Source organism: Rhodococcus rhodochrous (genome assembly GCF_014854695.1).
Taxonomy (GTDB): domain Bacteria; phylum Actinomycetota; class Actinomycetes; order Mycobacteriales; family Mycobacteriaceae; genus Rhodococcus.
Map to the genome: position 1 here is coordinate 3,538,488 of NZ_CP027557.1, position 25,383 is coordinate 3,563,870.

General features: G+C 68.6%; 22 protein-coding genes. 6 read left to right on the forward strand and 16 right to left on the reverse strand.

Annotated elements, in window-relative coordinates; genetic code table 11:
- Positions 1–63: 63 nt before the first annotated feature.
- The 3 genes from C6Y44_RS16480 to C6Y44_RS16490 are packed head-to-tail and all read right to left on the reverse strand — an operon-like array spanning position 64 to position 4,222.
- Positions 64–2,049, reverse strand: coding sequence for a YhgE/Pip domain-containing protein (locus C6Y44_RS16480; RefSeq protein WP_159417953.1), 1,986 nt, complete (start codon positions 2,047–2,049; stop codon positions 64–66).
- Positions 2,050–2,052: 3 nt separating this feature from the next.
- On the reverse strand, positions 2,053–2,928 hold the full coding sequence (locus tag C6Y44_RS16485; RefSeq protein ID WP_120279761.1) for a hypothetical protein: 876 nt from the start codon (positions 2,926–2,928) through the stop codon (positions 2,053–2,055).
- A 58-nt stretch (positions 2,929–2,986) separates the two neighbouring features.
- Positions 2,987–4,222: a metal-dependent hydrolase family protein gene (locus C6Y44_RS16490; protein WP_372473362.1), complete on the reverse strand. Its 1,236-nt coding sequence runs from the start codon at positions 4,220–4,222 to the stop codon at positions 2,987–2,989.
- A 219-nt stretch (positions 4,223–4,441) separates the two neighbouring features.
- On the opposite strand from C6Y44_RS16490, the gene C6Y44_RS16495 reads away from it, so the two are divergent.
- Complete coding sequence (locus C6Y44_RS16495) at positions 4,442–5,083, forward strand: hypothetical protein (protein ID WP_159417952.1); 642 nt, start codon at positions 4,442–4,444, stop codon at positions 5,081–5,083.
- A gap of 37 nt (positions 5,084–5,120) precedes the next feature.
- On the opposite strand, the gene ligA is transcribed toward C6Y44_RS16495, so the two are convergent.
- From ligA to C6Y44_RS16535, 8 genes are all read right to left on the reverse strand, one after another.
- The gene (gene ligA / locus C6Y44_RS16500) at positions 5,121–7,229 is read right to left on the reverse strand and encodes an NAD-dependent DNA ligase LigA (protein ID WP_159417951.1); all 2,109 of its coding nucleotides are present in this window, start codon (positions 7,227–7,229) and stop codon (positions 5,121–5,123) included.
- 37 nt (positions 7,230–7,266) lie between these two features.
- Positions 7,267–8,292, reverse strand: a complete 1,026-nt coding sequence (locus C6Y44_RS16505; RefSeq protein WP_159417950.1) for a methionine synthase — start codon at positions 8,290–8,292, stop codon at positions 7,267–7,269.
- Positions 8,289–9,368, reverse strand: a complete 1,080-nt coding sequence (mnmA, locus tag C6Y44_RS16510) for a tRNA 2-thiouridine(34) synthase MnmA (RefSeq protein ID WP_120279766.1) — start codon at positions 9,366–9,368, stop codon at positions 8,289–8,291. Before mnmA ends, C6Y44_RS16505 begins: the two co-directional genes overlap by 4 nt.
- Complete coding sequence (locus tag C6Y44_RS16515; protein ID WP_159417949.1) at positions 9,365–10,600, reverse strand: cysteine desulfurase family protein; 1,236 nt, start codon at positions 10,598–10,600, stop codon at positions 9,365–9,367. The genes mnmA and C6Y44_RS16515 overlap by 4 nt, the downstream gene beginning before the upstream one ends.
- 57 nt (positions 10,601–10,657) lie before the next feature.
- Complete coding sequence (locus C6Y44_RS16520) at positions 10,658–11,512, reverse strand: lysophospholipid acyltransferase family protein (protein ID WP_120283499.1); 855 nt, start codon at positions 11,510–11,512, stop codon at positions 10,658–10,660.
- Between the two features lie 32 nt (positions 11,513–11,544).
- On the reverse strand, positions 11,545–12,375 hold the full coding sequence (locus C6Y44_RS16525) for a GNAT family N-acetyltransferase (RefSeq protein WP_159417948.1): 831 nt from the start codon (positions 12,373–12,375) through the stop codon (positions 11,545–11,547).
- A gap of 148 nt (positions 12,376–12,523) precedes the next feature.
- Positions 12,524–13,480 (reverse strand): electron transfer flavoprotein subunit alpha/FixB family protein, encoded by a 957-nt coding sequence (locus C6Y44_RS16530; RefSeq protein ID WP_006554564.1) that lies wholly within the window; start codon positions 13,478–13,480, stop codon positions 12,524–12,526.
- Positions 13,481–13,525: 45 nt separating this feature from the next.
- Positions 13,526–14,311 carry an electron transfer flavoprotein subunit beta/FixA family protein gene (locus C6Y44_RS16535; protein WP_019288406.1) on the reverse strand — a complete coding sequence of 262 codons (786 nt, stop codon included), beginning with the start codon at positions 14,309–14,311 and terminating at the stop codon, positions 13,526–13,528.
- A 223-nt stretch (positions 14,312–14,534) separates the two neighbouring features.
- On the opposite strand from C6Y44_RS16535, the gene C6Y44_RS16540 reads away from it, so the two are divergent.
- From C6Y44_RS16540 to C6Y44_RS16555, 4 genes are read left to right on the forward strand one after another with little or no spacing between them, the layout of a single operon-like run.
- Positions 14,535–15,335, forward strand: a complete 801-nt coding sequence (locus C6Y44_RS16540; protein ID WP_159417947.1) for a class I SAM-dependent methyltransferase — start codon at positions 14,535–14,537, stop codon at positions 15,333–15,335.
- A 26-nt stretch (positions 15,336–15,361) separates the two neighbouring features.
- A complete protein-coding gene (locus C6Y44_RS16545) occupies positions 15,362–16,882 on the forward strand; it encodes a 1,4-alpha-glucan branching protein domain-containing protein (RefSeq protein ID WP_159419181.1) in 1,521 nt (506 codons plus the stop codon).
- On the forward strand, positions 16,879–18,126 hold the full coding sequence (locus tag C6Y44_RS16550) for a glycosyltransferase family 4 protein (protein ID WP_159417946.1): 1,248 nt from the start codon (positions 16,879–16,881) through the stop codon (positions 18,124–18,126). The genes C6Y44_RS16545 and C6Y44_RS16550 overlap by 4 nt, the downstream gene beginning before the upstream one ends.
- Positions 18,123–18,665, forward strand: a complete 543-nt coding sequence (locus tag C6Y44_RS16555; protein ID WP_159417945.1) for a GNAT family N-acetyltransferase — start codon at positions 18,123–18,125, stop codon at positions 18,663–18,665. Before C6Y44_RS16550 ends, C6Y44_RS16555 begins: the two co-directional genes overlap by 4 nt.
- 12 nt (positions 18,666–18,677) lie before the next feature.
- Here C6Y44_RS16555 and C6Y44_RS16560 read toward each other — a convergent pair whose 3' ends face one another.
- Both C6Y44_RS16560 and C6Y44_RS16565 read right to left on the reverse strand, forming a co-directional pair.
- Positions 18,678–20,180, reverse strand: coding sequence for an amidase (locus C6Y44_RS16560; RefSeq protein WP_159417944.1), 1,503 nt, complete (start codon positions 20,178–20,180; stop codon positions 18,678–18,680).
- A 32-nt stretch (positions 20,181–20,212) separates the two neighbouring features.
- Positions 20,213–20,971: an acyltransferase gene (locus C6Y44_RS16565; RefSeq protein WP_059380749.1), complete on the reverse strand. Its 759-nt coding sequence runs from the start codon at positions 20,969–20,971 to the stop codon at positions 20,213–20,215.
- Between the two features lie 93 nt (positions 20,972–21,064).
- On the opposite strand from C6Y44_RS16565, the gene C6Y44_RS16570 reads away from it, so the two are divergent.
- A complete protein-coding gene (locus C6Y44_RS16570) occupies positions 21,065–22,381 on the forward strand; it encodes an outer membrane protein assembly factor BamB family protein (RefSeq protein ID WP_159417943.1) in 1,317 nt (438 codons plus the stop codon).
- Between the two features lie 24 nt (positions 22,382–22,405).
- Here the strand turns inward: C6Y44_RS16570 and C6Y44_RS16575 are convergent, their stop codons facing one another.
- The 3 genes from C6Y44_RS16575 to C6Y44_RS16585 are packed head-to-tail and all read right to left on the reverse strand — an operon-like array spanning position 22,406 to position 25,374.
- Positions 22,406–23,563 (reverse strand): THUMP-like domain-containing protein, encoded by a 1,158-nt coding sequence (locus C6Y44_RS16575; protein WP_159417942.1) that lies wholly within the window; start codon positions 23,561–23,563, stop codon positions 22,406–22,408.
- Positions 23,564–24,541 carry a class I SAM-dependent methyltransferase gene (locus tag C6Y44_RS16580; RefSeq protein WP_159417941.1) on the reverse strand — a complete coding sequence of 326 codons (978 nt, stop codon included), beginning with the start codon at positions 24,539–24,541 and terminating at the stop codon, positions 23,564–23,566.
- Between the two features lie 53 nt (positions 24,542–24,594).
- Positions 24,595–25,374 carry an enoyl-CoA hydratase-related protein gene (locus C6Y44_RS16585; protein WP_120279777.1) on the reverse strand — a complete coding sequence of 260 codons (780 nt, stop codon included), beginning with the start codon at positions 25,372–25,374 and terminating at the stop codon, positions 24,595–24,597.
- Positions 25,375–25,383 lie beyond the last annotated feature (9 nt).

Below are 25,383 nucleotides of genomic sequence, written 5' to 3' on the forward strand. Positions count from 1 at the left end.
CTCCATTTTTCGCGCATCGAACACTCGTCCGATCCGGTGGACGTCGGGGTATTCGGGCGGTCCTCACACCTCGATCGGCGGGTACAGCCTCTCCATCGTGTAGCGGCGGTTGCGCCGGACCGACAGGGCACTCAGGGTCAACGATACGAGCAGGATTCCGGCCAGGACAGCGATTGCGGTCCACAATCGCGAATCGATGTTCTCGGCGACGGTGAGCTGCCGCAGACCGTTGACGGTGTAGGTCATCGGGTCGAACGGGTGGATGTACTGGAACGGCTTCGCGGTGGTCGGCACGGGGTAGATACCGCCGGCCGAGACCAGTTGCAGCATCAGGAAGGCCAAGGTCACCACCCGACCGACGGCGACGCCGAAGATCGCGTTGAATGCCTGGATCATGGCCAGATACGTCGCGGAGATCAACATCAGGAACAGGATCGTCCCCACCACGTGCTTCACGTCCAGTCCGACGCCGAAATGGACGACCGTGTACATCACGACCACCTGCAGGATGCCCACCAGCAGAGCCGGCCAGTACGACGCGAGGACCGTGCGGTAGGCACCGAGTCCCGCGACGGTGGGCCGCGACTGCAACGGGGTGAGCAGCATCCAGGTGATGATGCCGCCGACGAACAGGGCGAGCGACAGGAAGAACGGGGCGAAACCGGTACCGAAGGTGGGTGCCTCGTTCGTGTAGTTCTGTTGCAGAGCAACCGGAGTCGACAACGTCTCGGCGGTGGCGGTGCGTTGTTCGTCCGTCCAGCTCGGCACCTGGGTGGCACCCTGGCTCAAGGCCTGCGCGAGTTCTTGCGAACCCGACTGCAACTCGACCATCCCCGAGGACAGCTCTCCTGCTCCGTCGGCCAACTGGACACTGCCGTCGGTGAGTTGGACGAGACCGGAGTTCAGCGTGGCGGCACCGGAGCTCAGTTCGTCGACACCGCTGCGGAGTCGGTTCACCTCCGCCGCCAGTCCCCCGTTCGACAACGTCGCCAGGGCTCCCTGCAGCGGACTGTTCGGGTTGCCGAGTTGATACTCGAGTTGTTCGGCGTCTGCCTGCAGACGCATGATCTCAGCGCGTAGGGCGTCGGCATCGGAGGCCGCCTGTTGCGCCGTCAGCGGTGTCAACGCGGTGATCGCCTGCTGCACGACCGGATCGGAGCTCCGGTTCAGGATGTCGACGACCTGCTGTACGGCCTGGTTCACCGTCGACTGCGTGGTCTGCGGTACCCGCGATTCGAGGGCGTCGAGCGAGGCCCGCAGCTCCGCCGCCTGTCCGGCGACACCCGAGAGGGCACCGCTGTCGAGCGCGCTGAGCAGCGGACCCGCCACGCCGTCGATCGCGGTCGCGAGTTCGTTCGCGCCGGCGGCGAGCTGCGCCGACCCGTCTCGCGCCGTGACCATGTTCGTCGCGAGCTCCTGCGATCCCGAGGCGAGCTGGTCCGCGCCGCTCTTGGCCGTGTCGATGCCGTCGGCGAGCTGCCCGGCACCGTCGGCGGCCTGCTTCAGACCCGAGCCTGCGCTCTCGAGACCGGTGAGCACGGTCCCGACACCTTGGGCACCGATCGTGGAGTTCACCTGTCCGATCACCTGTTCGGACGCGTCCTGCCCGATGATCGTCGCGAGATAGTTGTTCGCATCGTTGAAAGTGAAGACCAGATTCGCCTTCTCCGGGTTGTCGCCGTTGGGGGATTCGACCGCTTCGGTGAAATTCTCCGGAATCGTGATGGTGTAGTAGTACTTTCCGTCGGCCAGACCCGCGACGGCGTCCTCTTCCGACACCTCCGCCAGATCGAGCTGGCCGGATGCGATGAGGGACTTCACGACCTGATCGCCGGCGTCGACCTGTTCCCCCGTCGACGAACGACCGGTGTCGTTGTTGACGATCGCCGCGGGAATCTTGTTCACCGCACCGAACGGGTTCCAGAAGGCCCACAGGTACATGGCGCCGTACAGCAATGGCATGAGAATGATCGTCGCGATCGCGATGCGCGGCATCGTGCCGCGGAAATATCGCTTCGAGTCGCTACCGAGAGAGACGCCTGCGAGCACTCGTCACTTCCTCTTCGTCAGGACGCCGATGTCACCGGGTCCGAGCAGATCGTGCATGTCCACCACGGCTCGCACCCGGACACCGGGTTCGACGGGGTTCACGTCGCCGATGATCACCGACTGGTTCTCGCCGAGTGCGACGAGCCGGTCGAGCAGGGTGGCACGCTCGACGTCGTCGGCGATCCGATCGATCCGGCCGACCACCAGCAATGGGGGACGCCGGGTGTTCGCCACCGAGATCCGCAGGAGCAACTGTTGGAGTTCGGGAAGATCGTCGACGAACGCCTCGAGCGGTGGCAGCGGTACGTCGCCGAAGATCTCCTCGCACATCTCGGCGACACCGTCCTCACGGACCCGCGGAACGAACCGGTACCAGGGGGAATCCCACCGCTTCTGCTCGGTGACGAGATCGCGCACGGTGACCGATGGGCGTACCTCGTCGAGTTCGTTCATGCAGGCGATCGCCGACCGCGCGATGATCTTCTGCGGTCTGTCCTCGCCGAGAACCGTCAGCGATCCTCGGGTCAGTCGCATCCGTCCGCACAGAGCCATGAGCAGAGCGGTCCGCGCAGCACCGGCCTGCGCGGCCAGAACCGTCACTCCCCCGGCGTCGAGGTCCAGGTCGAGGGGGCCGAAGACATGACCCCACGGTCCGTGGAGTTCGATCCCGCGCGCCGACACGAGTGTGCCCGGCGTCTGCCGTGCGGTTGCCCGCTGCACGACCGGAGTGCCGTACGGCGGAGTCTCGAGATCATCCGGTTCGGCTGCGCCCACCGGTGTTCCGCCGTAGTTTCCGTCCGCGACGAAAGGATCCTCGAGTTGCTCGTCCGACAACTCGTCCCATGCCTCTGCGTCGCTGTGCTGTCCGTAATGAGTCACCGACCGTCCTTGCGCCGAGCGAGTGGGGCGTGGTGCCGTGTCCGATGCGCCGCCACGGTCACAGGCTGTTCTTGACGACGTGACCGTTCTTCACGATGACCGACAGGTTCTTTGCCGGATCGGCGATCAGACTCAGATCCTCGAGCGGGTTGCCGTCGACGAGGAGCACGTCCGCCCAGGCGCCCTTGTCGATCACACCCCATCGGGCCTGACGGTAGGGATCGCGTTCGCCTGCGAGCCGGAACAGTTCGGCGTTGCCGGAGGTGAGCATCCTCAGCGCGTCGAGGTTGCTGTAGTGGTCGCCGAGCCGCGCGGCCATCTCGCTCTGGCGCGGCGCGATCTGCGGTTCGAGCAGCAGATCGGTTCCCCAGGCCGTCTTCACACCGTGCTTCTGTGCCCACTCGTAGACCTGGTCGGTGCCGGTGCAGATCTGCTTGTCCTTCTCCGCACGATCCGGATCGGGATAGTGGTGGTCGCCGAGCGCGAAGGGCTGCATCGACAACCACACCTCCTTCTCCGCGAGCAGTGCGACGGTCTCCTCGTCGGCGAGATGGCCGTGCTCGATCGACTTCACCCCGGCCGCGACCGCGCGGCGGATGCCGGTGACGTTGTAGACGTGGGTGGCCACGTAGGTGCCGTAGTCGGATGCGGCCTGGACGGCGGCCCGCAGTTCCCTGTCGATGAACTGGACGGTGTACAGCGGGTCGTACATGGACGCCGCTCCGCCGCCGACCATCAGTTTGATCTGCGATGCACCCTTCTTGAGTTGCTCGCGCACGGCTGCGAGGACCCGGTCCTCACCGTCCGCGACCCGCATGAAGCCGATCTGTTCGGCCCGGGCCTGATTTCCGCCGAGGGCGGTGGGGCATTCGTAGACGAAGCCGAAGTCGCCGTGCCCGGAGGTCTGCGAGATCGCGGCCTGGGACGGGTAGATGCGGGGTCCGTCGAACAGTCCCCGGTCGATCACCGATTTGATGCTGCCGGTGTCGCCGGCCATGTCGCGGACGGCGGTGAAGCCGCGCAGCAGCATGTTGCGGGCCTCGGCGAGGCCGTTGAGCGCGATGTGCGCTTCGCTGCCCATCACCATGTCGATGTAGGAGTTCGCGTTGCCGACGAGGTGGACGTGCGCGTCGGACATGCCGGGCATGAGGACCCGTCCGCCGCCGTCGATCACGTCGGTTTCGCGGCCGGGTTCGTCGCCGATCGGCGATTCGGATACGGCGACGATGCGGTCTCCGTCGATCAGTACGTCGCCGGTGACGAGCTCTCCGGAAATTCCGTCGAAAACTCGCACATTACGAAAAAGAATTCGATGAGGGGACTTGCCGGTTTCCGTCATGGCTGGGACGCTAACGCGCATCGAACACGACTTCCGACCAACCGAAAGGATCCCGAACCAATTCACCCCACCCGTTCACCCTTTTTCGAAAAAACATTCTGAACAGCACCTATCCGATCGGATAGCTTTTTCCGAAAACGCACAAATTTCCGATCTCCGACTTATACTGCGCCAATGCTGATTCACCCGACATTGCGCATGCAGTCCTGGGGATTCGCCATCGGGGCCGCCCTGTTCGCATTGGGTTCGGCACCCGGAATTGCAACGCTTCTCGGCACCGCCGGTGCAAATACTTCGTTCTTCGTGGGTTCCTGGTTCTTCACGGGTGCAGCATTCGTCCAGTTGATGCTCAGTGGGCCGGCGACCGTTTCCGACAAGGGCAACCCGGCGATCCGCGCCGACTGGCTCGCGTCGCTGATCCAGTTCATCGGGACACTGTTGTTCAACGTCAGCACGGGAGCAGCCCTGCACGCCCACACCGTCAAGGGTGAGATGCACCTGGTATGGAACCCCAATCTCGAAGGGTCCCTGTGCTTCCTGGTGTCGAGCGCTATTGCGTGCGCGATCCTCTGGCGGTCCGGCTCGCATTGGGCGCCGCGCTCGAAGGACTGGATCAGCGGGTGGCTGAACATGCTCGGATCGATCGCCTTCGGGGTCTCCGCCGTCGGTTCGTTCGTCCTCGACGACGGAAACACTCTCGACCCGAGCCTGGCCAACGTCGGCACATTCGTCGGGGCGATCTGCTTCCTGCTCGCCGCGGCGGTGTTCCTCGGCAGGCGCAGCGCCGAGGAACCCGAATCCGCAACGGCCACCTGAGAATCCGCCGACAGGGCACCTGCCGGCGGAAAGCGTCTCAGTTCTCCCCTTCGCGCCCTTCGAGATAGGCGCGAGCAGCGTCCGGTCCCTCGTCGAGCAGGATACGGAAACCGTCCTCGTCGAGCACGGGTACTCCGAGATCGGCGGCCTTGTCGGCCTTCGAACCCGGGTTGTCGCCGATGACGACGAAAGCCGTCTTCTTCGACACCGATCCGGCGGCCTTGCCTCCGCGCGCGAGGACTGCCTCCTTGGCCTGGTCGCGGGAGAATCCCGCGAGCGTGCCCGTGACCACGATCGACAGTCCTTCGAGGGTTCGTGGAATGGATTCGTCCCGTTCGTCGGCCATCCGCACGCCGGCTGCCGCCCACTTGTCGACGATGGCGACGTGCCAGTCGACGGTGAACCAGTCGGTCACCGCCGCGGCGATCGTCGGTCCGACGCCCTCGACGGCCGCGAGCTCGTCGACGGACGCGGCCCGGATCCGGTCGAGACTGCCGAACTCGGTGGCCAGCGCACGCGCAGCGGTAGGTCCGACGTGCCGGATCGACAGGGCGACGAGCACGCGCCAGAGCGGCTGTTCCTTCGCCTTGTCGAGGTTCTGCAGCAGGCGTTCGCCGTTCTTCGACAGCACGCCCTTGGTGGTGCGGAAGAACGGGATACGTTCGAGATCTTCCGTCGTGAGGGAGAACAGGTCGCCCTCGTCGACGATGATCTTCCCCTCGAGCAGTGCCGTGGCCGCCTCGTAGCCGAGCGCTTCGATGTCGAACGCTCCCCTGCCCGCGACGTGGAAGACCCGCTCGCGCAACTGCGCCGGGCACGACCGCGAGTTGGGGCAGCGCAGGTCGACGTCGCCCTCCTTCGCCGGGGCGAGGGTGGTACCGCATTCGGGGCACTGCGTGGGCATCTCGAAGGCGTACTCGGAACCGTCGCGCAGGTCGACGACCGGGCCGAGCACTTCCGGGATCACGTCGCCGGCCTTGCGGATGACCACGGTGTCGCCGATGAGCACGCCCTTGCGCGCCACCTCGGACGCGTTGTGCAGCGTCGCCAGCGAGACGGTGGACCCGGCGACGGTGACCGGCTCCATGTAGGCGAAGGGGGTCACGCGTCCGGTGCGCCCGACGCTGACGCGGATGTCGAGGAGCTTGGTGGTGACCTCCTCCGGCGGGTACTTGTAGGCGATCGCCCACCGCGGGGCGCGGGACGTGGCACCGAGGCGGCGGTGCAGCCCCATGTCGTCGATCTTGACCACCAGGCCGTCGATCTCGTGTTCGATGTCGTGGCGGTGTTCGCCCCAGTAGCGCATCCGCTCGACGACCGCCTCGGCGCCCTGCACGCGAACGGTGTGCGGGGAGACGGGCAGGCCCCAGGCCGCGAAGGCCGCGTAGGCGTCGGATTGCGAGCGGGGTTGGAAGCCCTCCATGCGGCCGTAGCCGTGGCAGTACATGCGCAGACGCCGGCGCGCGGTGACGGCCGGGTTCTTCTGCCGGAGGGAACCGGCGGCGGAATTGCGGGGATTCGCGAAGGGCGGCTTGCCCTCGGCCACCAGCCCGGCGTTGAGAGTCTGGAAGTCCTCGAGCCGGAAGAACACCTCGCCACGCACTTCGAGCAATGTCGGAATCGGGTATTCGCCGGTGCCGGTGAGCTTTTCGGGAACGTCGTCGATCGTGCGGGCGTTGAGGGTGACGTCCTCCCCGGTACGCCCGTCGCCGCGGGTGGCCGCGCGGACGAGTTTGCCGTTCTCGTAGACGAGGCTGAGCGCCACGCCGTCGATCTTCACCTCGCACAGATAGTCGGGGTGGGTGCCGGTCTCGGCCTCGGCGCGCGAGAGCCACGCGCGCAGTTCGTCCTCGTCGAAGACGTTGTCGAGGCTGAGCATGCGTTCGAGATGCTCGACGGCACCGAACTCGGTGGCGAAGCCGCCGCCGACCAGCTGGGTGGGCGAATCCGGCGTGCGGAGTTCGGTGTACTGCTCCTCGAGTGCCTGCAGTTCGCCGAGGAGCGCGTCGAACTGACCGTCGGAGATGATGGGGGCGTCGCGCACGTAATAGCGGAACTGATGCTCGCGCACCTGTTCGGCGAGATCCTGCCAGCGCTCACGCGCCTCCGGAGGAGCGGTGATGGGTGCGTCCGTCGGTTCACTCACAGCCTGCAAGCCTAGTCGAGGGGACCGACCGGAATACTCAGAGCGTGTCGGCTTCCTCGGCGAAGGCCGACGCGACGTCGCGCAGCGAACGCAGAGCGGCCCGTGCTCCCTCCGTGGAGGCCGTGGCCAGCCCGCAGACCGGGCTCACCGCCACCGATTGCAGCACCTTCCGGGGGAAGCCGAGCCGGTCGATCAGTTCGACGGCCGGTGCCGCGTACTCGCGCCAGCCCGTCGAAGCCGATGCGGTGGCGGGCACGATCCCCAGGATCGGGACCGTGCCGGAGTCGAACAGTTCGCCGAGTCCGTCGAGGTCGGAGCGTCGCACGCGTCCGACGTCGAAGGCCACGGCGTCGGCAGCGCTGCGTCGCAGGAAGTCGGCCGGGAAGGTGCCCGCGCAGCAGTGCACCGCGACGGAGAGCCCGGTGCCCCGGATCGTCGTGTCGAGCACGTCCAGCGCTTCCGGGTCCGGCACGGCAGGGACGGTCTCGAGGACGGTCCGGCCCTTCAGCGTCCCGGCGAGCACGTCCGGCAGCGACGGTTCGTCGAGTTGCGCGACGACGCGCACCCCGAGCCGGCGGGTGATCTCGGCAGCGTGTCGGGCCATGCCCTCCGCGAGCGATTCGGCCAGGTCGCGGACGGCGCCACGGTCGGTGAGCACCCGTCGTCCGGTGGCGAGTTCGACGTGAGCGGCGAGGGTCAGCGGCCCGGCGGCCTGCACCTTCACGGGACGGTCGGCGGCCGGTCCGGCGCGTTCCCAGGCCTCTTCGAGCGCGTCGAGGTCCTGGGCGAGCAGGTCGCGCGCCCGGGCGGCCACGCCGCCGCGTCGCGACACGAGGCGGTAGCCGGTGGTCGAGGTATCGAGGTACATGTCGACGAGCAGGGCGCTGACCCGCCCGATCATGTCGGCACCGAGGCCGCGGGCCGGCAGTTCGACGAGGTGGGGCATATCGGTGAGTTCGCCGACGACGACCGCCGCGGCCTCACGCGGGTCCGTCCCGGGCCACGAGCCGATGCCTGTCGCGAGACCGGACCACACCTCGCGGCCGGTGGCAGGTGCGGTCACCGGTCCCCTGCCGTGATGGTGCCGCTGCCGAGGACGATGTCGCCCGCGGCGTCGGGCCGGTACAGCACGGCGGCCTGACCGGCGGCGACACCGGTGAGCGGTTCGCGCAGCGAGATCTCGATGCCCGGACCCACCGCTTCGGCGACGGCCGGGGCCAGGCCACCGTGGGCGCGGACCTGGACGACGCACTCGATCGGTCCGACAGGAGCGGTGCCGGAGGTCCACACGGCGCGTTCGGCCCGGATCGACTCGACCTTCAGCTGTTCGGCGCTGCCGACCCGGACGGTGCCGCTCTCCGGTTCGATCGCGGTGACGTAGCGGGGGCGGCCGTCCGGTCCGGGCCCGGCGATACCGAGTCCCTTGCGCTGGCCGATGGTGAAACCGTGCACGCCCTCGTGCTGCGCGAGCACCTCACCCGAACGGTCGTCCACGACGGCGCCGGGACGCACACCGATCCGGGCCCCGAGGAAGGCGCGGGTGTCGCCCGACGGGATGAAGCAGATGTCGTGACTGTCGGGCTTGTTCGCCACCGCGAGTCCGCGTTCGGCGGCCTCCTCGCGGATCCGGCTCTTGGGGGTGTCGCCGACGGGGAACACCGCGCGCGACAACTGCTCCGCGGTGAGCACGGCGAGCACGTACGACTGGTCCTTGTCGGCGTCGACGGCGCGACGCAGCACCCCGTCGTTCAACTGCGCGTAGTGACCGGTGGCGACGGCGTCGAAGCCGAGCGCGACGGCACGGTCGGCGAGCGCCGAGAACTTGATCTTCTCGTTGCAGCGCAGGCACGGGTTCGGGGTCTCGCCGGCGGCATAGGACGCGACGAAGTCGTCGATCACGTCCTCCTTGAAGCGGTCTGCGAAATCCCAGACGTAGAAGGGAATTCCGAGCACGTCGGCGGCGCGGCGGGCGTCGCCGGCGTCCTCCTTCGAGCAGCATCCGCGCGAGCCGGTGCGCAGTGTGCCCGGCGCGGTCGACAACGCGAGATGCACTCCCACGACGTCATGTCCGGCCTCGACCATGCGGGCGGCGGCGACCGCCGAGTCCACACCGCCGCTCATTGCCGCAAGAATCCTCATCTCCGGTCACCTCCTCGTCCACCGGCGCTCGCCAGTCCGGCGGCGCGAGCCCTGTCCACCACGGAAGGGAGAGTTTCGATCAGTTTGTCGATGTCACTGCGGGTTGTGGTGTGCCCCAACGAGAATCGGAGCGAACCGCGTGCCGTGATCGGGTCCGCCCCCATCGCGACGAGTACGTGACTCGCCCGCGCGACCCCGGCGGTGCACGCCGAACCGGTCGAGCATTCGATACCGGCCGCGTCGAGCAACATCAGCAGCGAATCCCCTTCGCATCCGGGGAACGTGAAGTGCGCGTTGTTGGGCAGTCGTCCGGCCTCGCGAGGACCGTTGAGGATCGCGTCGGGGATCGCCGCCTCGACACCCGCGACGAGAAGATCGCGCAGGTGCGCGAGTTCGGCGGTGCGGCCGGGCAGATCCGAGGTGACCTCGCGCAGCGCGGCGACCATCGCCACGATGGACGCGGTGTCCTGCGTCCCGGACCGCACGTCGCGTTCGTGGCCCCCACCGTGGGCGAGCGGCACGCACGGTACCTGCCTGCCGAGCAGCAGCGCTCCCGCTCCCTGCGGACCACCGAACTTGTGAGCGGCCAGGGTCAGTGCCGCCAGTCCGCTCGCGGTGAAGTCGACCGGGAGATGCGCGACCGCCTGCACGGCGTCGCTGTGCATCGGGACGTCGAACTCGGCGGCGACCGCAGCGAGTTCGGTGATCGGCATGACGGTGCCGACCTCGTTGTTCGCCCACATCACGGACACGAGGGCGACCTCGTCGGCGTGGCGCGAGAGTTCCTCGCGGAGCGTGGTGGGATCGACGCGGCCGGACCCGTCCACCGGCAGCCACGTCACTTGGGCGTCCTCGTGCTCGACGAGCCATTCGACGGCGTCGAGCACGGCGTGGTGTTCGACCGCACTCGCGAGGATCCGGCGACGCCGGGGGTCCTGGGCGCGGCGTCCCCAATAGATGCCCTTGACGGCCAGATTGTCGCCCTCGGTGCCACCGGAGACGAAGATCACCTCGGAGGGTCGGGCGCCGAGGGCGGCCGCAATCGACTCCCGCGATTCCTCGACGCGCCGGCGCGCTGCGCGCCCCGATCCGTGCAGGGAGGATGCGTTTCCGACGGTGGTGAGGACCGACGTCATCGCCTCGACGGCCGCAGGAAGCATCGGCGTCGTCGCGGCGTGATCGAGGTAGACGGTCGTGGAGGTACCGGAGGGACCGGCGGCGGGCGAGGTCATGACCGATCCAGGATAGCGGGTCGGCGCAGGTGCCCGCCGCGCTCAGGGGGTCGCCCGTCAGGCGGCGTCCACCGTCCGTGCCGCTCCACCGACCGGTGAGCCGCCGACCGGCAGGAACGTCACGGCCTCGACCGGGCGCTCGTCACGGACCGCGCGGGCGCATCGGGCTGCGAGATCGTGCCGGTCCCGACCCGGATGTTCGAGCGGAGCGAGCACGACTTCGACGACGACACCGCGGTTCCGGATCATCCGCCGGATCGAGGAACCTATCGTCTCGTCGCCGACGAAGGCCGGCACGGCGGTGAGCTCTCCCCCGCGCTCGCCGTATCGCAGGCCCACGGGCTGGACGGGGCACTGCGCGTCCACGGCCGCCTGCAGCAGTGCGGGGCGGAAACCGCCGTGGGACCGGCCGCATCGGGTCGTGCCCTCGGGGAAGACCGCGACGCGTCCACCCTCCACCAGGCGGGTGTGAACTCGCTCGATCACGTCGGGCAGCAGTCGCAATCGTTCCCGTTCGATGGTGATGACACGCATCCGGCGTGCGAGTGCGCCCAGCAGACCCCAGTCGAGCAGATCCGCTCGTGCGACGAACTCCGCGGGAGCGACCGCGGTGAGGACGAGGACATCCGTCCACGAGACGTGCGGCGCAACGACGAGCACGCCCCCTGCGTGCGCCCGCCGGTCACGCCGGTCGTCGATCGTCGGACGGATGCCTACGCACCACAACAACACGCGCGCACTGCGGCGCACCGCGCTCTCCCGACACGTCGCGGGAATCATCCGCCCGGCCGGCAGGAGCGGCACCATCATCAGCACGACCGTGACGATCGCGATGCGCAACCACACCGTCGGCAGACCCACACGGTCCGTCCTGTCCGGCAGGCACCGGATCCCGCACGGACTCGACGGCATCCACGCGTGCACCGGTGTCGTACCGGCCCGAGTCACCACGACCCCCGCTCGGCACGCTCGGCGGCCGCGCGCAGGCGGGCGAGATAACGGGTGTCCGCCCGGTCCACGGCGAGGACCGCGACGAAGTCGGCTACCCCGAAGTCCGGGTCGTGGGCCGGTTCACCACAGATCCGGGCACCGAGCCGCAGGTATCCGCGCAGCAGCGGCGGGACGACCGGGCGCGGCAACGGAGCAATCTCGTCGAGCGGGTGGCCGTCGACCACCACGGGATTCAGCGGTCGGACCCGCGCTGCGGGTTCGACGGCGTGTCGTTCGAGCAGCAGGTCGCGCACGGCCCGGACGTTCGACGCCTCGGGCTCGTCGGGCGTCGTGCGCATGGGCACCGAGACGCATCCGACGACCTCGTTGTGTCCGGTCGCCTCGAGATAGTGCAGGATGCCGGCCCACATCAGGGTCAGGACCGACCCGGAACGGTGGGCGGGATCGACGCAGGCCCTGCCCATCTCCACCAGGCCGCGCCCGTGTGGGTCGAGTGCGGAGAGATCGAATTCGGTGGCGGTGTAGTACCCACCGGCCTCGCGGGCGGCTTCGGGTGGCAGCATCCGGTAACAGCCGACGACGTCGTCGGTGACCCGATCGCGCACCAGCACGTGGTCGCAGAACTCGTCGAACCGGTCGGCGTCGGATCCGTCCCCCGCATCGGGGATCCGGAAGCCGGGTTCACCGGAGAAGACCCGGTACCGAAGACGTTGCGCAGCCAGGCGATCCGACGCTTCGGTCGACACGACGAGGGAGTAGCGGGGGCCGGACAGGACGGGAGCGGTGAATCCACTCGGGCGGTACAGCACCGGCGATGTGGTCATGCCCCAAGGTGTAACGACCGTGGGAGGCGCGTCGGCGGCGACGGGGTGTCGCGGCGATGCATCGCCGATGAACACTCCCGCAGAATGCACGCGGCCCCGCTCCTTTCGAAGGAGCGGGGCCGCGCAGGGATCGATCTGCCGGAGCGGATCAGCCCTTGTGCTTCTTGACCTCTTCGGTCAGCTGCGGAGCGACGTTGAACAGGTCGCCGACGACGCCGTAGTCCGCGATCTCGAAGATCGGAGCCTCTTCGTCCTTGTTGACGGCGACGATGGTCTTCGACGTCTGCATGCCGGCGCGGTGCTGGATGGCGCCGGAGATGCCGAGCGCGACGTACAGCTGCGGGGAGACCGTCTTACCGGTCTGACCGACCTGGAACTGGCCCGGGTAGTAGCCCGAGTCGACGGCGGCGCGGGAAGCACCGACGGCGGCACCGAGCGAGTCGGCGAGCTCCTCGACGACGGAGAACTTGTCGGCCGAACCGACACCGCGGCCACCGGAGACGACGATCGACGCCTCGGTCAGCTCCGGACGGTCGCCGCCGACGATCGGATCGCGCGAGACGATCTTCACGGCGTTCTCTTCCTGGGCCGGAACCTCGACGGCCACGCGCTCGGCGGCGGCAGCCTCGGGCTTGGCCTCGATGGCACCCGGGCGGATGGAGATCACGGGGACCTCACCGTTGGCCTTGGCGTCGACGGTGAACGCGCCACCGAAGATCGAGTGCACGGCGGAGCCGTCGGCCTTGACGTCGACGACATCGACGAGCAGACCGGAGCCGATGCGGGCGGCGAGGCGGCCCGACACCTCCTTGCCCTCGACGGACGCGGCGGTGATGACGGCGGCGGGGCTGGTGGACTCGACGAGCGACGCGAGGACGTCGACCTTCGGGGTCACCAGGTAGTTGTCGACGTCTTCGGACTCGGCGGCGTAGACCTTGACCGCACCGGCGGCGGCGAGGGCGTCCTGCAGCGCGTCGGCGGTGCCGGGGGCACCTGCAACGACGGCGGAGGGCTCGCCGAGCACACGCGCGGCGGTGATGAGTTCGGTGCTGACCTTCTTGAGCGCGCCCTCGGCATGCTCGACGAGCACGAGTACTTCTGCCATTACTACTTCTCTCCTAGATATGTCAGATGTTGTCGCGGGGCGCGATCAGATGATCTTCTGGCCGACCAGGTACTGAGCGATCTTGCTGCCGCCGTCGCCCTCGTCGGTGACGCGCTCACCCGCGGTGCGCGGGGGCTTCGGGGTCACACCGGTGACGGTGGACGCAGCGTTTGCAACACCGAAGATCTCGGGATCGAGACCGATGTCGGCGAGGGTGAGGGTCTGAACTTCCTTCTTCTTGGCGGCCATGATGCCCTTGAAGGAGGGGAAGCGGGGCTCGTTGATCTTCTCGGTGACCGAGACGATGGCGGGGAGCGGAGCCTCGATGCCGAAGACGCCCTCGTCGGTCTCGCGCTCGCCGGAGGCCTTGCCGTCCGCGATCGTGAGCTTGCGCAGGTGCGTCAGGTGGGGCAGGCCCAGGTACTCGGCGATGATCGCGGGCACGGCGCCCACGCGACCGTCGGTGGCCTCGTTACCGGCGATGACCAGCTCGACACCCTCGATCTGGCCGAGTGCAGCGGCGATCGCGTACGCGGTCTGGATCGAGTCGGAGCCGTGCATGGCGGGATCGTTGAGGTGGATCGCCTTGTCGGCGCCCATGGACAGCGCCTTGCGGATGGCGTCGGTGGCGCGGTCCGGGCCGGCGGTCAGAACGGTGACCTCGCCGCCGTCGCGCTCCTTGATGAGCAGAGCTTCCTCGACGGCGCGCTCGTTGATCTCGTCGAGCACGGCGTCGGCGGCCTCACGGTCGAGCGTGTAGTCGCCGTCGCTGAGCTTGCGCTCGGACCACGTGTCGGGGACCTGCTTGATCAAAACGACGATGTTCGTCATGGGTCTGCGTCGACCTCCTGTGTGTAGCTGCCTTTGGTCGGCAAGGCGCTGCCTGAACCGAGCACTCGTGTCTTTCGCACGGCGTGTGCGATAGATTATCAGCCGCTAAGTTACCAGCCAGTAACTTGACGGGATTCCCGGTTCACCATAGCCGTACGGAAGGACGACGAAACCTGTGATCTGGAACACCGGAGACCACCCCTCCGGGGAGAGGTCTAATGTCGTGGCGGTGAGCGACACCCCCGCCCGCGCCGATGACGCGCACACCCTCCCCCTCACCGGCGAACGGACGGTCCCCGGCATCGCCGAGGAGAACTATTGGTTCCGACGTCACGAGGTCGTCTACCAGCACTTTCTCCCCCGTTGCGAGAACCGGACCGTGCTCGAGGCCGGTGCCGGCGAAGGCTACGGAGCCGACATGATCGCCGACGTGGCGACGCGCGTGATCGGCCTCGACTACGACGAGAGCGCCGTCGCACACATCCGCGCGCGCTACCCCCGCGTGGACATCCGGCACGGAAATCTCGCCGAACTTCCCCTCGAGGACGAATCGGTCGATACGGTCGTGAACTTCCAGGTGATCGAGCATCTGTGGGATCAGACACAATTCCTACGCGAATGTCACCGCGTTCTCACTCCCGGCGGCGAGTTGCTGATCAGCACTCCCAACCGCATCACCTTCTCCCCCGGCCGCGACACCCCGCTCAACCCCTTCCACACCCGTGAGCTGAACGCCGCCGAACTGACCGAACTTCTCGAGGACGCCGGCTTCCGCGTCGAACTCATGACCGGCGTGCACCACGGCCCCACGCTGCGCGCACTCGATGCCAAGCACGGCGGATCGTTCATCGATGCCCAGATCGAACGCGCCCTCGCCGGACAACCGTGGCCGGACGATCTCACCGCCGACGTCGCCATGGTCTCCACCGACGACTTCACCATCGTCCCCGAGAACATCGACGCCAGCCTCGATCTCGTCGCGATCGCCGTGAAGGACCCCGCAGCGAAGGACACCGCTCCGTGAGTGCCGCATCATCTCGCGAACCCGGCATGTTCGCGCTCGTCCTCCACTCCCACCTCCCGTGGCTCGCCCATCACGGCCGGTGGCCCGTCGGCGAGGAATGGCTCTACCAGTCGTGGGCAGCGACCTATCTGCCCGTCACCGACGTCCTGCGGCGGCTCGCCACCGAAGGCCGGACCCGGATGCTCACACTCGGCATCACCCCGGTACTGGCCGCGCAACTCGACGACCCGCACTGCCTCGCCGGAATGCACCACTGGCTCGGCAACTGGCAGCTGCGCGCGCACGAGGCCGCCGGCATGCGGGAGGAGTCCTACCGCGCGCTCGGCGCCCGCGAACACCGCGCCGCCACTGCGGCACTGGAGGACTTCGAAACCCATTGGCGCCACGGCGGATCCCCCGTCGTGCGACAACTGATCGATGCCGACGCGATCGAACTGCTCGGTGGCCCCCTCGCCCATCCGTTCCAGCCCCTCCTCGACCCGCGACTGCGCGCCTTCTCCCTGTCCGAGGGTCTCGCCGACGCGCACGCCCGCTGGAACCATCGCCCGCGCGGCATCTGGGGTCCGGAATGCGGTTACACCCCGGGCATGGAGAAGGGTTACGCCGCAGCGGGAGTCGAGCACTTCATGGTCGACGGTCCCGCGCTGCGCGGCGACACCTCGCTCGGCCGCACGGTCCGCGACTCGGACGTCGTGTGTTTCGGCCGCGACCTGCAGGTCTCGTATCGGGTGTGGTCGCCGAAGTCCGGCTATCCCGGCCACTCCGCCTACCGCGACTTCCACACCTACTGCCACGACACCGGACTCAAGCCGTCCCGCGTCACGGGCCGCACGGTGCCCTCCCACGAGAAGGCCCCCTACGACCCCGAACTCGCGTCACAGGCCGTCGACCGGCACGTCGCCGACTTCGTCGAGACCGTCCGGCAGCGACTGCGCAGCGAATCCGACCGCATCGGCCGGGACGCACTCGTCGTCGCGGCCTTCGACACGGAACTGTTCGGCCACTGGTGGTTCGAGGGCCCGGTCTTCCTCGAACGACTGCTCCGCGCTCTTCCCGAGGCCGGCATCGAGGTGGGTACCCTCGCCGATGCGCGCGACCGCGGATATGTCGGTGCCTCCGTCGATCTCGAGAACTCGTCGTGGGGGTCGGGCAAGGACTGGCGGGTCTGGGCCGGCAACCAGGTCGCCGATCTCGTGCGTCTGAACGACGAAGTGGTGCGCACGACCCTCGACAGCATCGACAAGTCCCGCGAGCAGAGCACGTCGTCGGTCGCGCTCCGCAACCGCGTGCACGACCAGATGGTGCGCGAAGCGCTGCTGACGGTCTCCAGTGACTGGGCGTTCATGGTCAGCAAGGACACCGCCGCCGCCTACGCCCGCGACCGCGCGCACAAACACGCCCACGCCCTGCGTGAGATCGCCGAGGCGGTCGACTCCGGACGCACCGAGACGGCACAGCGTCTGGCCGACGGATGGAACCGCGCCGACAATCTCTTCCCAGGACTCGACGCCCGACGACTGCCCGGACGCCACGGAGGCCCGCGATGAAGATCTTGCTCGTCTCATGGGAGTACCCACCCGTCGTCGTCGGCGGCCTGGGCAGACACGTCCACCACCTCGCCACCGAACTCGCCGCGGCGGGCAACGAAGTGGTGGTGCTGTCACGTCGCCCAACCGGCACCGATGCGTCGACCCACCCCACGATCAGCCACATCACCGACGGCGTGCTCGTGGTGGCGGTCGCGGAGGACGCACCCCACTTCGACTTCGGCGAGGACATGATCGCCTGGACTTTGGCGATGGGCCACGCGATGGTCCGCGCCGGGATCGGACTGAGCCGCGGCGGTATCGGCGAGGGCTGGTATCCGGACGTCGTCCACGCCCACGACTGGCTCGTCGCCCACCCGGCGATCGCGCTGGCCGAGTACTTCGACGTGCCGCTCGTGTCGACCCTGCACGCGACCGAGGCCGGTCGCCACAGCGGCTGGCTGTCGGGCCGGATCAACCGCCAGGTGCATTCCGTCGAGTGGTGGCTCGCCAACGAATCCGACCGTCTCATCACGTGTTCGGCGTCGATGCACGACGAGGTCACCGAGTTGTACGGTCCGGATCTGCCGGAGATCTCGGTGATCCGCAACGGCATCGACATCACCACCTGGTCGTACCGCGACCGCGAACCGCGTCCCGGGCCGGCACGACTGCTGTACGTCGGTCGCCTCGAATACGAGAAGGGTGTGCAGGACGCGATCGCCGCGCTCCCCCGCATCCGCCGCTCGCATTCCGGCACGACCCTCGTGGTCGCCGGTGAGGGCACCCAGTTCGAGTGGCTGCGCGAGCAGGCACGCGTGCACCGCGTCGCGCGCTCGGTGAGTTTCCTCGGCAACCTCGACCACACCGAACTGCTCGGTTGGCTGCACGGCGCCGACGCGATCGTGCTGCCGAGCCGGTACGAGCCGTTCGGCATCATCGCCCTCGAGGCCGCGGCGGCGGGTACCCCGCTCATCGCGTCCACCGCCGGTGGCCTGGGCGAAGCCGTGGTCGACGGCGTGACCGGACTGTCGTTCCGGCCCGGCGACGTGGCCGGACTCGTCTCGGCCGTCCGGGAAACCCTCGACGACCCCGAGGCCGCGCAGGTGCGTGCGCGGGCCGCCCGAGCACGACTGACCGACGACTTCGACTGGCGCCGCGTCGCCGAGGAGACCGCGCAGGTCTACTCGTCGGCGAAGCGGCGGGTGCGTCACCCGCTTGCACGCCCCACGATCCCCCAACGTCCCCTCCCGGACCGCGGATGAACGAGCAGCACACGGTCCAGGTCGAGCGCCTCGCACCGCACGAATCCGATCTCGTCGCCGTCACCGAACTGCTCAACGCGGTCTACGCGGTGGCCGAGGACGGCATGTGGGTGCCGGGCACCACGCGGACCGACACGGACGAGATCACCCGGTACGCGCAGGAGGGCAGCATACGCATCGCCCGCTCGCACGGCCGGGTGGTCGGCTGCATCCGCGTGACCCCGGTCGACGCGACGACGGCCGAGTTCGGGATGCTCGCCTCCGACCCGAAAGTCCGCGGCACGGGCGTCGGCCGCCTCCTGATCGACACCGTCGAGACGGAGTTCGCCGAGCGAGGTTTCGAGACGATGCAACTCGAGGTGATCCGTCCGCGCGACACCTCACACGAGTCGAAGGTGTTCCTCGACCGGCTCTACACCCGGCTCGGGTACGTGCCGGAGGAGCCCGCGCCCCTCGATACGCGCCATCCGGAACTCGTTCAGGTGCTTGCGGTTCCGTGCGAGACGGTCGTGTATCGGAAGGCTCTGCGCCGATCCTGAGTCGACTCCGTCTCAGGACGCGGTGCGCAACTCGGCGGGAGCGAGCGGCGGCTGCCGATCGAACCACGGCCGGGCCTTTTCGAGTTCGCCTGCGAGGGCGAGGAGCAGGCCCTCCCCACCGAGTGGGCCGACGAACTGCACCCCGAGCGGCAGACCGGACGCCGTCCAGTGCAACGGCACCGAGATCGCCGGGCGTCCGGTGATATTGGCCAGCTGCGTGTAGGGGGTGCGGCCCAGATTGTCGTCCACCACCCGGTCGATGAAACCGGCCCGGGTCGCGATCCACGCGGTGCGGGTACGCAGGAGCGCCTCGCCGGCACGCCGCATCCAGCGGGGCGTGTCGAGTTCGCCGATGCGCGACGGCGGGAAGGCGAGTGTCGGCGTGAGCAGCAGATCGTAACGTTCGTGGAACTGCGCGAGACCGCTCGCGTACTCGGCCCAGCGGGCATGTGCCGCAATGTAGTCCGACGCCGAGGTCGCCTTGCCCACGGCGGCGATGATGCGGGTGTCGAACTCGAAGTCCTCGGGTCGCGCTCCGGTGAGACGGCAGGCCTTGGCGACCTCCGCGGCGGCCGTGGCGAACCACATGGTGAGGAAGTCCTCGGCGAGGCGCCGTTCGTCGATACCCGTCGAGGCGGGTTCGACGTGATGGCCGAGTTCCTCGAGCACCGCGACGGCAGCATCGACCGCGGCCTTCGCCTCCTGATCGACCGGCGTCCCGATCGGTGACGCGGTCTCGTATCCGATCCGCAACCGCTTCGGCGCCGAGCGCGCGGCCTCCGCATACGACTGCGCACGCTCGACGAGATACGGCCCACCCGCATACGGACCCGCCATGACGTCGAGGAAGGCAGCGGCGTCGCGCACCGTCCGGCAGATCACCCCGTTGGTGGCCGCCCCGTGCAGCGGTTCCCCGCCGCGCATACCGGTGGGCACGAGTCCGCGACCGGGCTTGAGCCCGAGGAGCCCGCAGCAGGCGGCGGGAATGCGGATGGAGCCGCCTCCGTCGCTCGCTCCCGCAGCGGGAACGACGCCGGCCGCGACCGCCGCGGCGGAACCACCCGACGACCCGCCCGGCGTCACCGACGGATCCCACGGGTTGCGGGTGGCCCCGAAGGCCTCGGGTTCGGTGATGCCCTTCGCCCCGAACTCGGGGGTGTTGGTCTTGGCGAACGGGACCAGGCCCGCTCCGAGCCACCGGTCGACGATCACCGAGTTCTCGTCCATCGGCAGGTCCGCGAGGACGCGGGAACCGCAGGAGGTCGGCTCACCGGCCAGATCCTGCCCCAGATCCTTGAGCAGGAACGGCACCCCGGCGAACGGACCGTCGAGCGGTTCGCGTGCCCGGACACGGGCCTTGTCGTCGAGCCTGCGGACGACGGTGTTCAGTGTCGGTTCGACCGTGTCGAGCCGCGCGATCGCGGTCTCGAGCAGTTCGCTCGCCGACACCTGCCCTGTCGCGACGAGTTCGGCGAGGCCGGTCGCGTCGTGACTCCGATACTCCGAGTACTCCATTGCTGTCCCCCGACAGTGTCCGGCCCGCGTCGCTACTGGTGCACGTCCGCGGGCGTGTCTCCCGACTTCTTCCGTGCGATATCGGCGAGCGCCGCTTCCCGGGCGGCACGCTCGGCAGCGGCGCTCTCCCACGCCACCTTACGGTTCTTGACGACCTTGGCGGGCGAACCCACCGCGATACTGAAATCGGGGATGTCGCCCTTGACGACCGCGTGCGCTCCGAGCACCGAACCGCGGCCGACCCGGGTGCCGCGGAGCACGGTCACCTTCGCGGCGATCCAGGTGTCCGGACCGATCCGGACGGGGCTCTTCACGATGCCCTGGTCCTTGATCGGGTAGGTGACGTCCTCGGTGCGGTGGTCGAAGTCGCAGATGTAGCACCAGTCGGCGACCAGCGTGGATGCGCCGATCTCGATGTCGAGATAGGTGTTGACGACGTTGTCCTTGCCGAAGACGACCTTGTCGCCGATCCGGAGCGAGCCCTCGTGGCAGCGGATGGCGTTGCCGTCGCCGATGTGGACCCAGCGGCCGATCTCGAGGCGCGACAGTTCGGGAGTCGCGTGGATCTCGACGTTCTTGCCCAGGAAGACCATGCCGCGCAGCACCACGTGCGGATTGGCCAGGCGGAACTTCGCCAGGCGGTAGTACCGGACCAGGTACCAGGGCGTGTACGCCTTGTTGTCCAGCACCCACTTCAGAGAGGACAGCGTCAGGAATCGTGCCTGTTCGGGATCCCTGCGACGGGACCCGCGCCACCTCGCCGTCAGAGGTGCACCCCACATGCTCGTCATAGGGGCAGCCTACGGTCCGCCTCGTTCGCGGCTCACGACCCCCGGCCCGATACGCTGACACGTCGAATCGTTCGCCTGTGGAGGAGTTGAGTGATGCGGGGTGTCCTGCGGACCGCGGTCCCGGCGCTGACGGTGGTCTTCGCGCTGAGCGCGTGCGGCGGTGGGGCCGGCACCGACGACGTGTTGTCGAGTGGTGGCTGGCCGGGACGGCACTCCGATGCCCGCAACAGCAACACCGCGACCGCCGAGAGCGTCGACGACCTCGCGCCCGGCTGGACGCGTCCGCTGGGCGGCCCGGTCGGCTCCCCCGCCGGCATCGCGGCCAACGGTCAGATCTCGGTGACGGCCGGGACGGAAGCCGGATGCAATCTGTTCTCCTTCCAGATGGACACGGGCCGCAAGCGCTGGTGCACGCGTCTCGCCCCGGCCGTCACGACGATCACGCCCGTCTCCGACGGCGTCGCGAACATCTACGTCGGTGAGGACGGCGGACTGCTGTCGTTCAACGAGCACGGCCAGCGTCGCTGGCGCATTCCCGTGAGCGGCAGCCCCCGCAGCGCACAGTTCACCTCCGACGGAAGCTTGTTGGTGGTCACGCATTTCGGTCAGGTCAACGTCGTCGACCCGCAGACGGGACACCTCGAGGCACCGCTGTTCGATCTCGTGCCGGTGCCGACCGTCGAGGACGGACAGAACCTGCCGCGACTCGCGAGCGATCACGGTCTGCCCGCCTGCTTCGGTGGCTCGGCGGACTGCCCGGTCGCCACCACCCCGGCCGTCGACACCTCCACCGACCGCGTCTTCGTCACAGTGTGGCGTCCGGGTGCGGACAGGTCTGCGCTCGTGGCGGTGCGCTACACGGCCGGTGACGACGCCGTGGTGTCCGAGGAGTGGTCGGTACCCGACCTCCCCGGAGGTGCGGTGACGAGTCCGGTTCTGTCCGCGGACGGTTCGACCGTCTACGTCCACGACGGGGAGGGTGCCCTGTGGGCGCTCGACACCGAGACGGGCGAAGCGCGATGGACCCACGAGACCGGCCGTCCCACGGCGCTCGGTCCCGCCGTCACCGAGGACGGACTGCTGCTCCTCGCGTCGGCCGACGGCAGCGCCCCGCTGACGACCCTGCGCGACGCCGGCGACAGCGTCGAGGTCGAGTGGGAACGGGCGGACGTGACCCCGTACGGTGCGCCGGCGGTGACCGCCGACGGCCGGGCCTATGTGGTCGTCGACGGCGATCAGGGTCTCGCAGCGGCGGTGCTCGATCTCACGGACGGCGCGACGCTCGAGGAGGAACCGCTCGATCCCTCCACCGGATTGCCGGTCGGCACCGGCGTCGGCCCGGGCGGGGAGTTCGTGATCACGACCCTCGACGGCGACGTGGTGGTGCTGCGCGAACCGCAGTCCGTGTGAGGACAGCCGCCCGGGTGAGGGCGGTCAGCGCGACGGCGTGCAGACGAAGGCTTCCGGCGTCCGGCCGATGCGGGTGAGCACCACGCTGAGCGATGCCGACCCGCGCAGCTTCAGGCGCGGACGCAACACCGCAGGGTCGACGTCGACGCCCCGCACGAGGATCTCGACCGCGCCGCAATCGTGGCGAGCGAGCGCCTGACGGAGCGTCTTCTCGCTGTACTTGAGACGCTCGACGATCCGGAAACCCCGTACTCCGTCGGGCAGGCTGTCGCCGGTGAGATAGGCGATCCGCGGGTCGAGTTGCCACAGTCCGTGGGCTGCGGCGTAGTGGCGGACGAGACCGGCACGCACGATCGCACCGTCCGGGTCGACGATCCACTCCCCCGGCTCCCGTTCCGGGATGTCGTCGTCCGCGGCGTCGGTGATCTCGAAACCGGTTCCGTCCGAACGCAGTACCGCAGCCCGTCGGCGCACACCGGGAGTGCTCAGTCCCGGCGAGTACAGGCACGCTTCGCGGACTCCGCCGTCGAGCGAGACGACCTCGACCTCACCGGCCCAGTCGAGCGAATCGAAATCCAGTCCCGGTGCGCACTTCACGGCGAGATCGCGGCCCGCGTAGGCGTCGAGGAGGTCGGGCAGCGGTGGCTGCAACGCCGCCGGATCGTGAGTTCGTCGCCCGCCCGAACGGCGTGCGGGATCAGCGATGACCGTGGTGCCCCGCGTGACCGGACGCAGGGCGTCGGCACGCAGGAGGTACGCCCCGGGGACGTTGTGCGCGGCCATCGCCAGACGCACGTCGTCGAGATCGCTGCCGATCACGGTCTCGGCGACCCCGACGAGTTCGGTGAGTTCGGCGCCGATCGAACACGTCACGTCGTGCACTGTGCGGCCGCGCAACCGTCGGGCGCGGTGGGCCGCGACACGCGTGGGCGTCGACTGCTGCAGAGCGTCGTCGGTGAGCACCCACCCTGCGCCGCCGGCGATCTTCGCCTCCGCCTTGCGCCGCAGGAGGACGGTTTCGACGAGCATTCCGGCACGATCACCGAAACGCGTACGCGCCCAGCCGATGTCGGCAAGACGCGTACGCGTCGACAGTTCCCGGTCGGCGACGCTCGCGAGAGCGTCGCGGCCGTCGTCCGACGTCAGGTACTCGACGTCGGCGAGGGTGAAGTCGTAGCCCAACTACTTGCCGGGCTTCACACCGGTGATCATGACGTTGTAGAAGAAGCTGCGGGGCACGACGTGCTTGAGGATGTTCTCGTCGACCCAGCTCAGCGTCTTCCAGCCACCGAAGGCGAACTTCGCCCAGTTCCAGCCCAGCTTCTCCTGCGGGACGGCGGCCTCGAAGGTGCGCACCGGCCAGCCGAGCAGGGCCGCGGCGAACTCCTCGCTCGATGCCTCGACCTCGACGGCTCCGGCCGAGGAGGCCAGCTTCTCGAGATCGGAAGGATCGAAGGTGTGCAGATCGACGACGGCCTCGAGGGCGGCCGCCCGGGAGGACTCGTCGAGCTCGGTCTGCGGACGACGCCAGTCGCGCAGGAAGGGCAGCTTGGTGATGTTGGTGGTGGCCTCCCACGTGACCCGGCCGAGCATGCGGGCGTAGAAGTTGCCGATCGTGCTGGGCTCACCGGCGAAGACGAACCGGCCGCCGGGCTTGAGCACGCGCAGCACCTCGCGCAGCGACTGCTCGACGTCCGGGATGTGGTGCAGCACGGCATGTCCGACCACGAGGTCGAAGGTGTCGTCGTCGTACGGAATGGTCTCGGCGTCGGCGACGCGGCCGTCGACGTCGAGCCCGAGGTTCTCGGCGTTGCGCAGCGCGACCTTCACCATGCCGGGCGACAGGTCGGTCACCGAACCGGTCTTCGCGACCCCGCCCTGCATGAGGTTGAGGAGGAAGAAACCCGTGCCGCAGCCGAGTTCGAGTGCGCGCTCGTAGGGCAGCGGCTGATCGCCGGCCGCGGCGACGAACCGGCCCTTGGCGTAGTCGATGCACCGCTCGTCGTACGAGATGGACCACTTCTCGTCGTACGTCTCGGCTTCCCAGTCGTGGTAGAGCACCTGGGCGAGCTTGGTGTCCTCGAGCGCGGCTGCGACCTCTTCGGCAGTGGCGTGCGGATTCGGCACGGGGTCGACCCCGTCGGTCCTGCTGGCAGTCATGCGGTGATCCTACTCATCGGTAAGCTGTGGACAAGTGCAGGTGCCGGTCGGCATCACTCACCGACGAACTTCGCCTTGCCCGGCCCGTTCTCGATGAACGATTCGAGGCCGATGGTGCGGTCCTTCGTGGCGAACAGCGCGGCGAAGACGTGCTGTTCGATCTTCAGACCCGTATCCAGATCGGTGTCGAGGCCCTGGTCGATCGCGGCCTTCGCAGCGGCGAGCGCGCGCGAGGCGGCACCGGTGAACTGCCCGGCCCAGCGACGCGCAGCCTCGTAGACGTCGTCGGGGGCGACGACCTCGTCGACCAGACCGATCGACAGGGCCTCGTCGGCGCCGACGAAACGACCGGTGAAGACGAGATCCTTCGCCTTCGCCGGGCCGACGAGCCGAGCCAGTCGCTGGGTGCCACCGCCACCGGGGATGATGCCCAGCAGGATCTCGGGCGTGCCGAGCTTGACGTTGTCGCCGACGATGCGCCGGTCGGCGCCGAGGGCGAGCTCGAGGCCACCGCCGAGGGCGTAACCGGTGATCGCGGCGACAGTGGGCTTGGGGATGTCGGCGATCGAGCCGAGGGCCGACTGCAGGTCGTCGACGATCTCGCTCATCTGCACGTAGCTCAGGTCGGCCATCTCCTTGATGTCGGCGCCGGCCGCGAACACCTTCTCGCCGCCGTAGACGATCACCGACTTCACGTCGGATCGGACGGTCGCCTCGCGCGCAGCGGCCCGGATCTCCTCTTGGAGCTGCCGGTTCAATGCGTTCATCGGGGGGCGGTCGAGACGGATGGTGCCGATGCCGTCGGAGACGTCGAGGGTCACGAATTCAGCCATGGTCCTCAG

Bases quoted from the DNA above. Each gene is read 5' to 3' on its own strand.
- C6Y44_RS16495 (WP_159417952.1), top strand. From the start codon at position 4,442: ATGCTGATTCACCCGACATTGCGCATGCAGTCCTGGGGATTCGCCATC.
- mnmA (WP_120279766.1), bottom strand. From the start codon at position 9,368: ATGAGGATTCTTGCGGCAATGAGCGGCGGTGTGGACTCGGCGGTCGCC.
- C6Y44_RS16515 (WP_159417949.1), bottom strand. From the start codon at position 10,600: ATGACCTCGCCCGCCGCCGGTCCCTCCGGTACCTCCACGACCGTCTAC.
- C6Y44_RS16520 (WP_120283499.1), bottom strand. From the start codon at position 11,512: ATGCCGTCGAGTCCGTGCGGGATCCGGTGCCTGCCGGACAGGACGGAC.
- C6Y44_RS16525 (WP_159417948.1), bottom strand. From the start codon at position 12,375: ATGACCACATCGCCGGTGCTGTACCGCCCGAGTGGATTCACCGCTCCC.
- C6Y44_RS16530 (WP_006554564.1), bottom strand. From the start codon at position 13,480: ATGGCAGAAGTACTCGTGCTCGTCGAGCATGCCGAGGGCGCGCTCAAG.
- C6Y44_RS16535 (WP_019288406.1), bottom strand. From the start codon at position 14,311: ATGACGAACATCGTCGTTTTGATCAAGCAGGTCCCCGACACGTGGTCC.
- C6Y44_RS16545 (WP_159419181.1), top strand. From the start codon at position 15,362: ATGTTCGCGCTCGTCCTCCACTCCCACCTCCCGTGGCTCGCCCATCAC.
- C6Y44_RS16550 (WP_159417946.1), top strand. From the start codon at position 16,879: ATGAAGATCTTGCTCGTCTCATGGGAGTACCCACCCGTCGTCGTCGGC.
- C6Y44_RS16555 (WP_159417945.1), top strand. From the start codon at position 18,123: ATGAACGAGCAGCACACGGTCCAGGTCGAGCGCCTCGCACCGCACGAA.
- C6Y44_RS16560 (WP_159417944.1), bottom strand. From the start codon at position 20,180: ATGGAGTACTCGGAGTATCGGAGTCACGACGCGACCGGCCTCGCCGAA.
- C6Y44_RS16565 (WP_059380749.1), bottom strand. From the start codon at position 20,971: ATGACGAGCATGTGGGGTGCACCTCTGACGGCGAGGTGGCGCGGGTCC.
- C6Y44_RS16570 (WP_159417943.1), top strand. From the start codon at position 21,065: ATGCGGGGTGTCCTGCGGACCGCGGTCCCGGCGCTGACGGTGGTCTTC.
- C6Y44_RS16580 (WP_159417941.1), bottom strand. From the start codon at position 24,541: ATGACTGCCAGCAGGACCGACGGGGTCGACCCCGTGCCGAATCCGCAC.
- C6Y44_RS16585 (WP_120279777.1), bottom strand. From the start codon at position 25,374: ATGGCTGAATTCGTGACCCTCGACGTCTCCGACGGCATCGGCACCATC.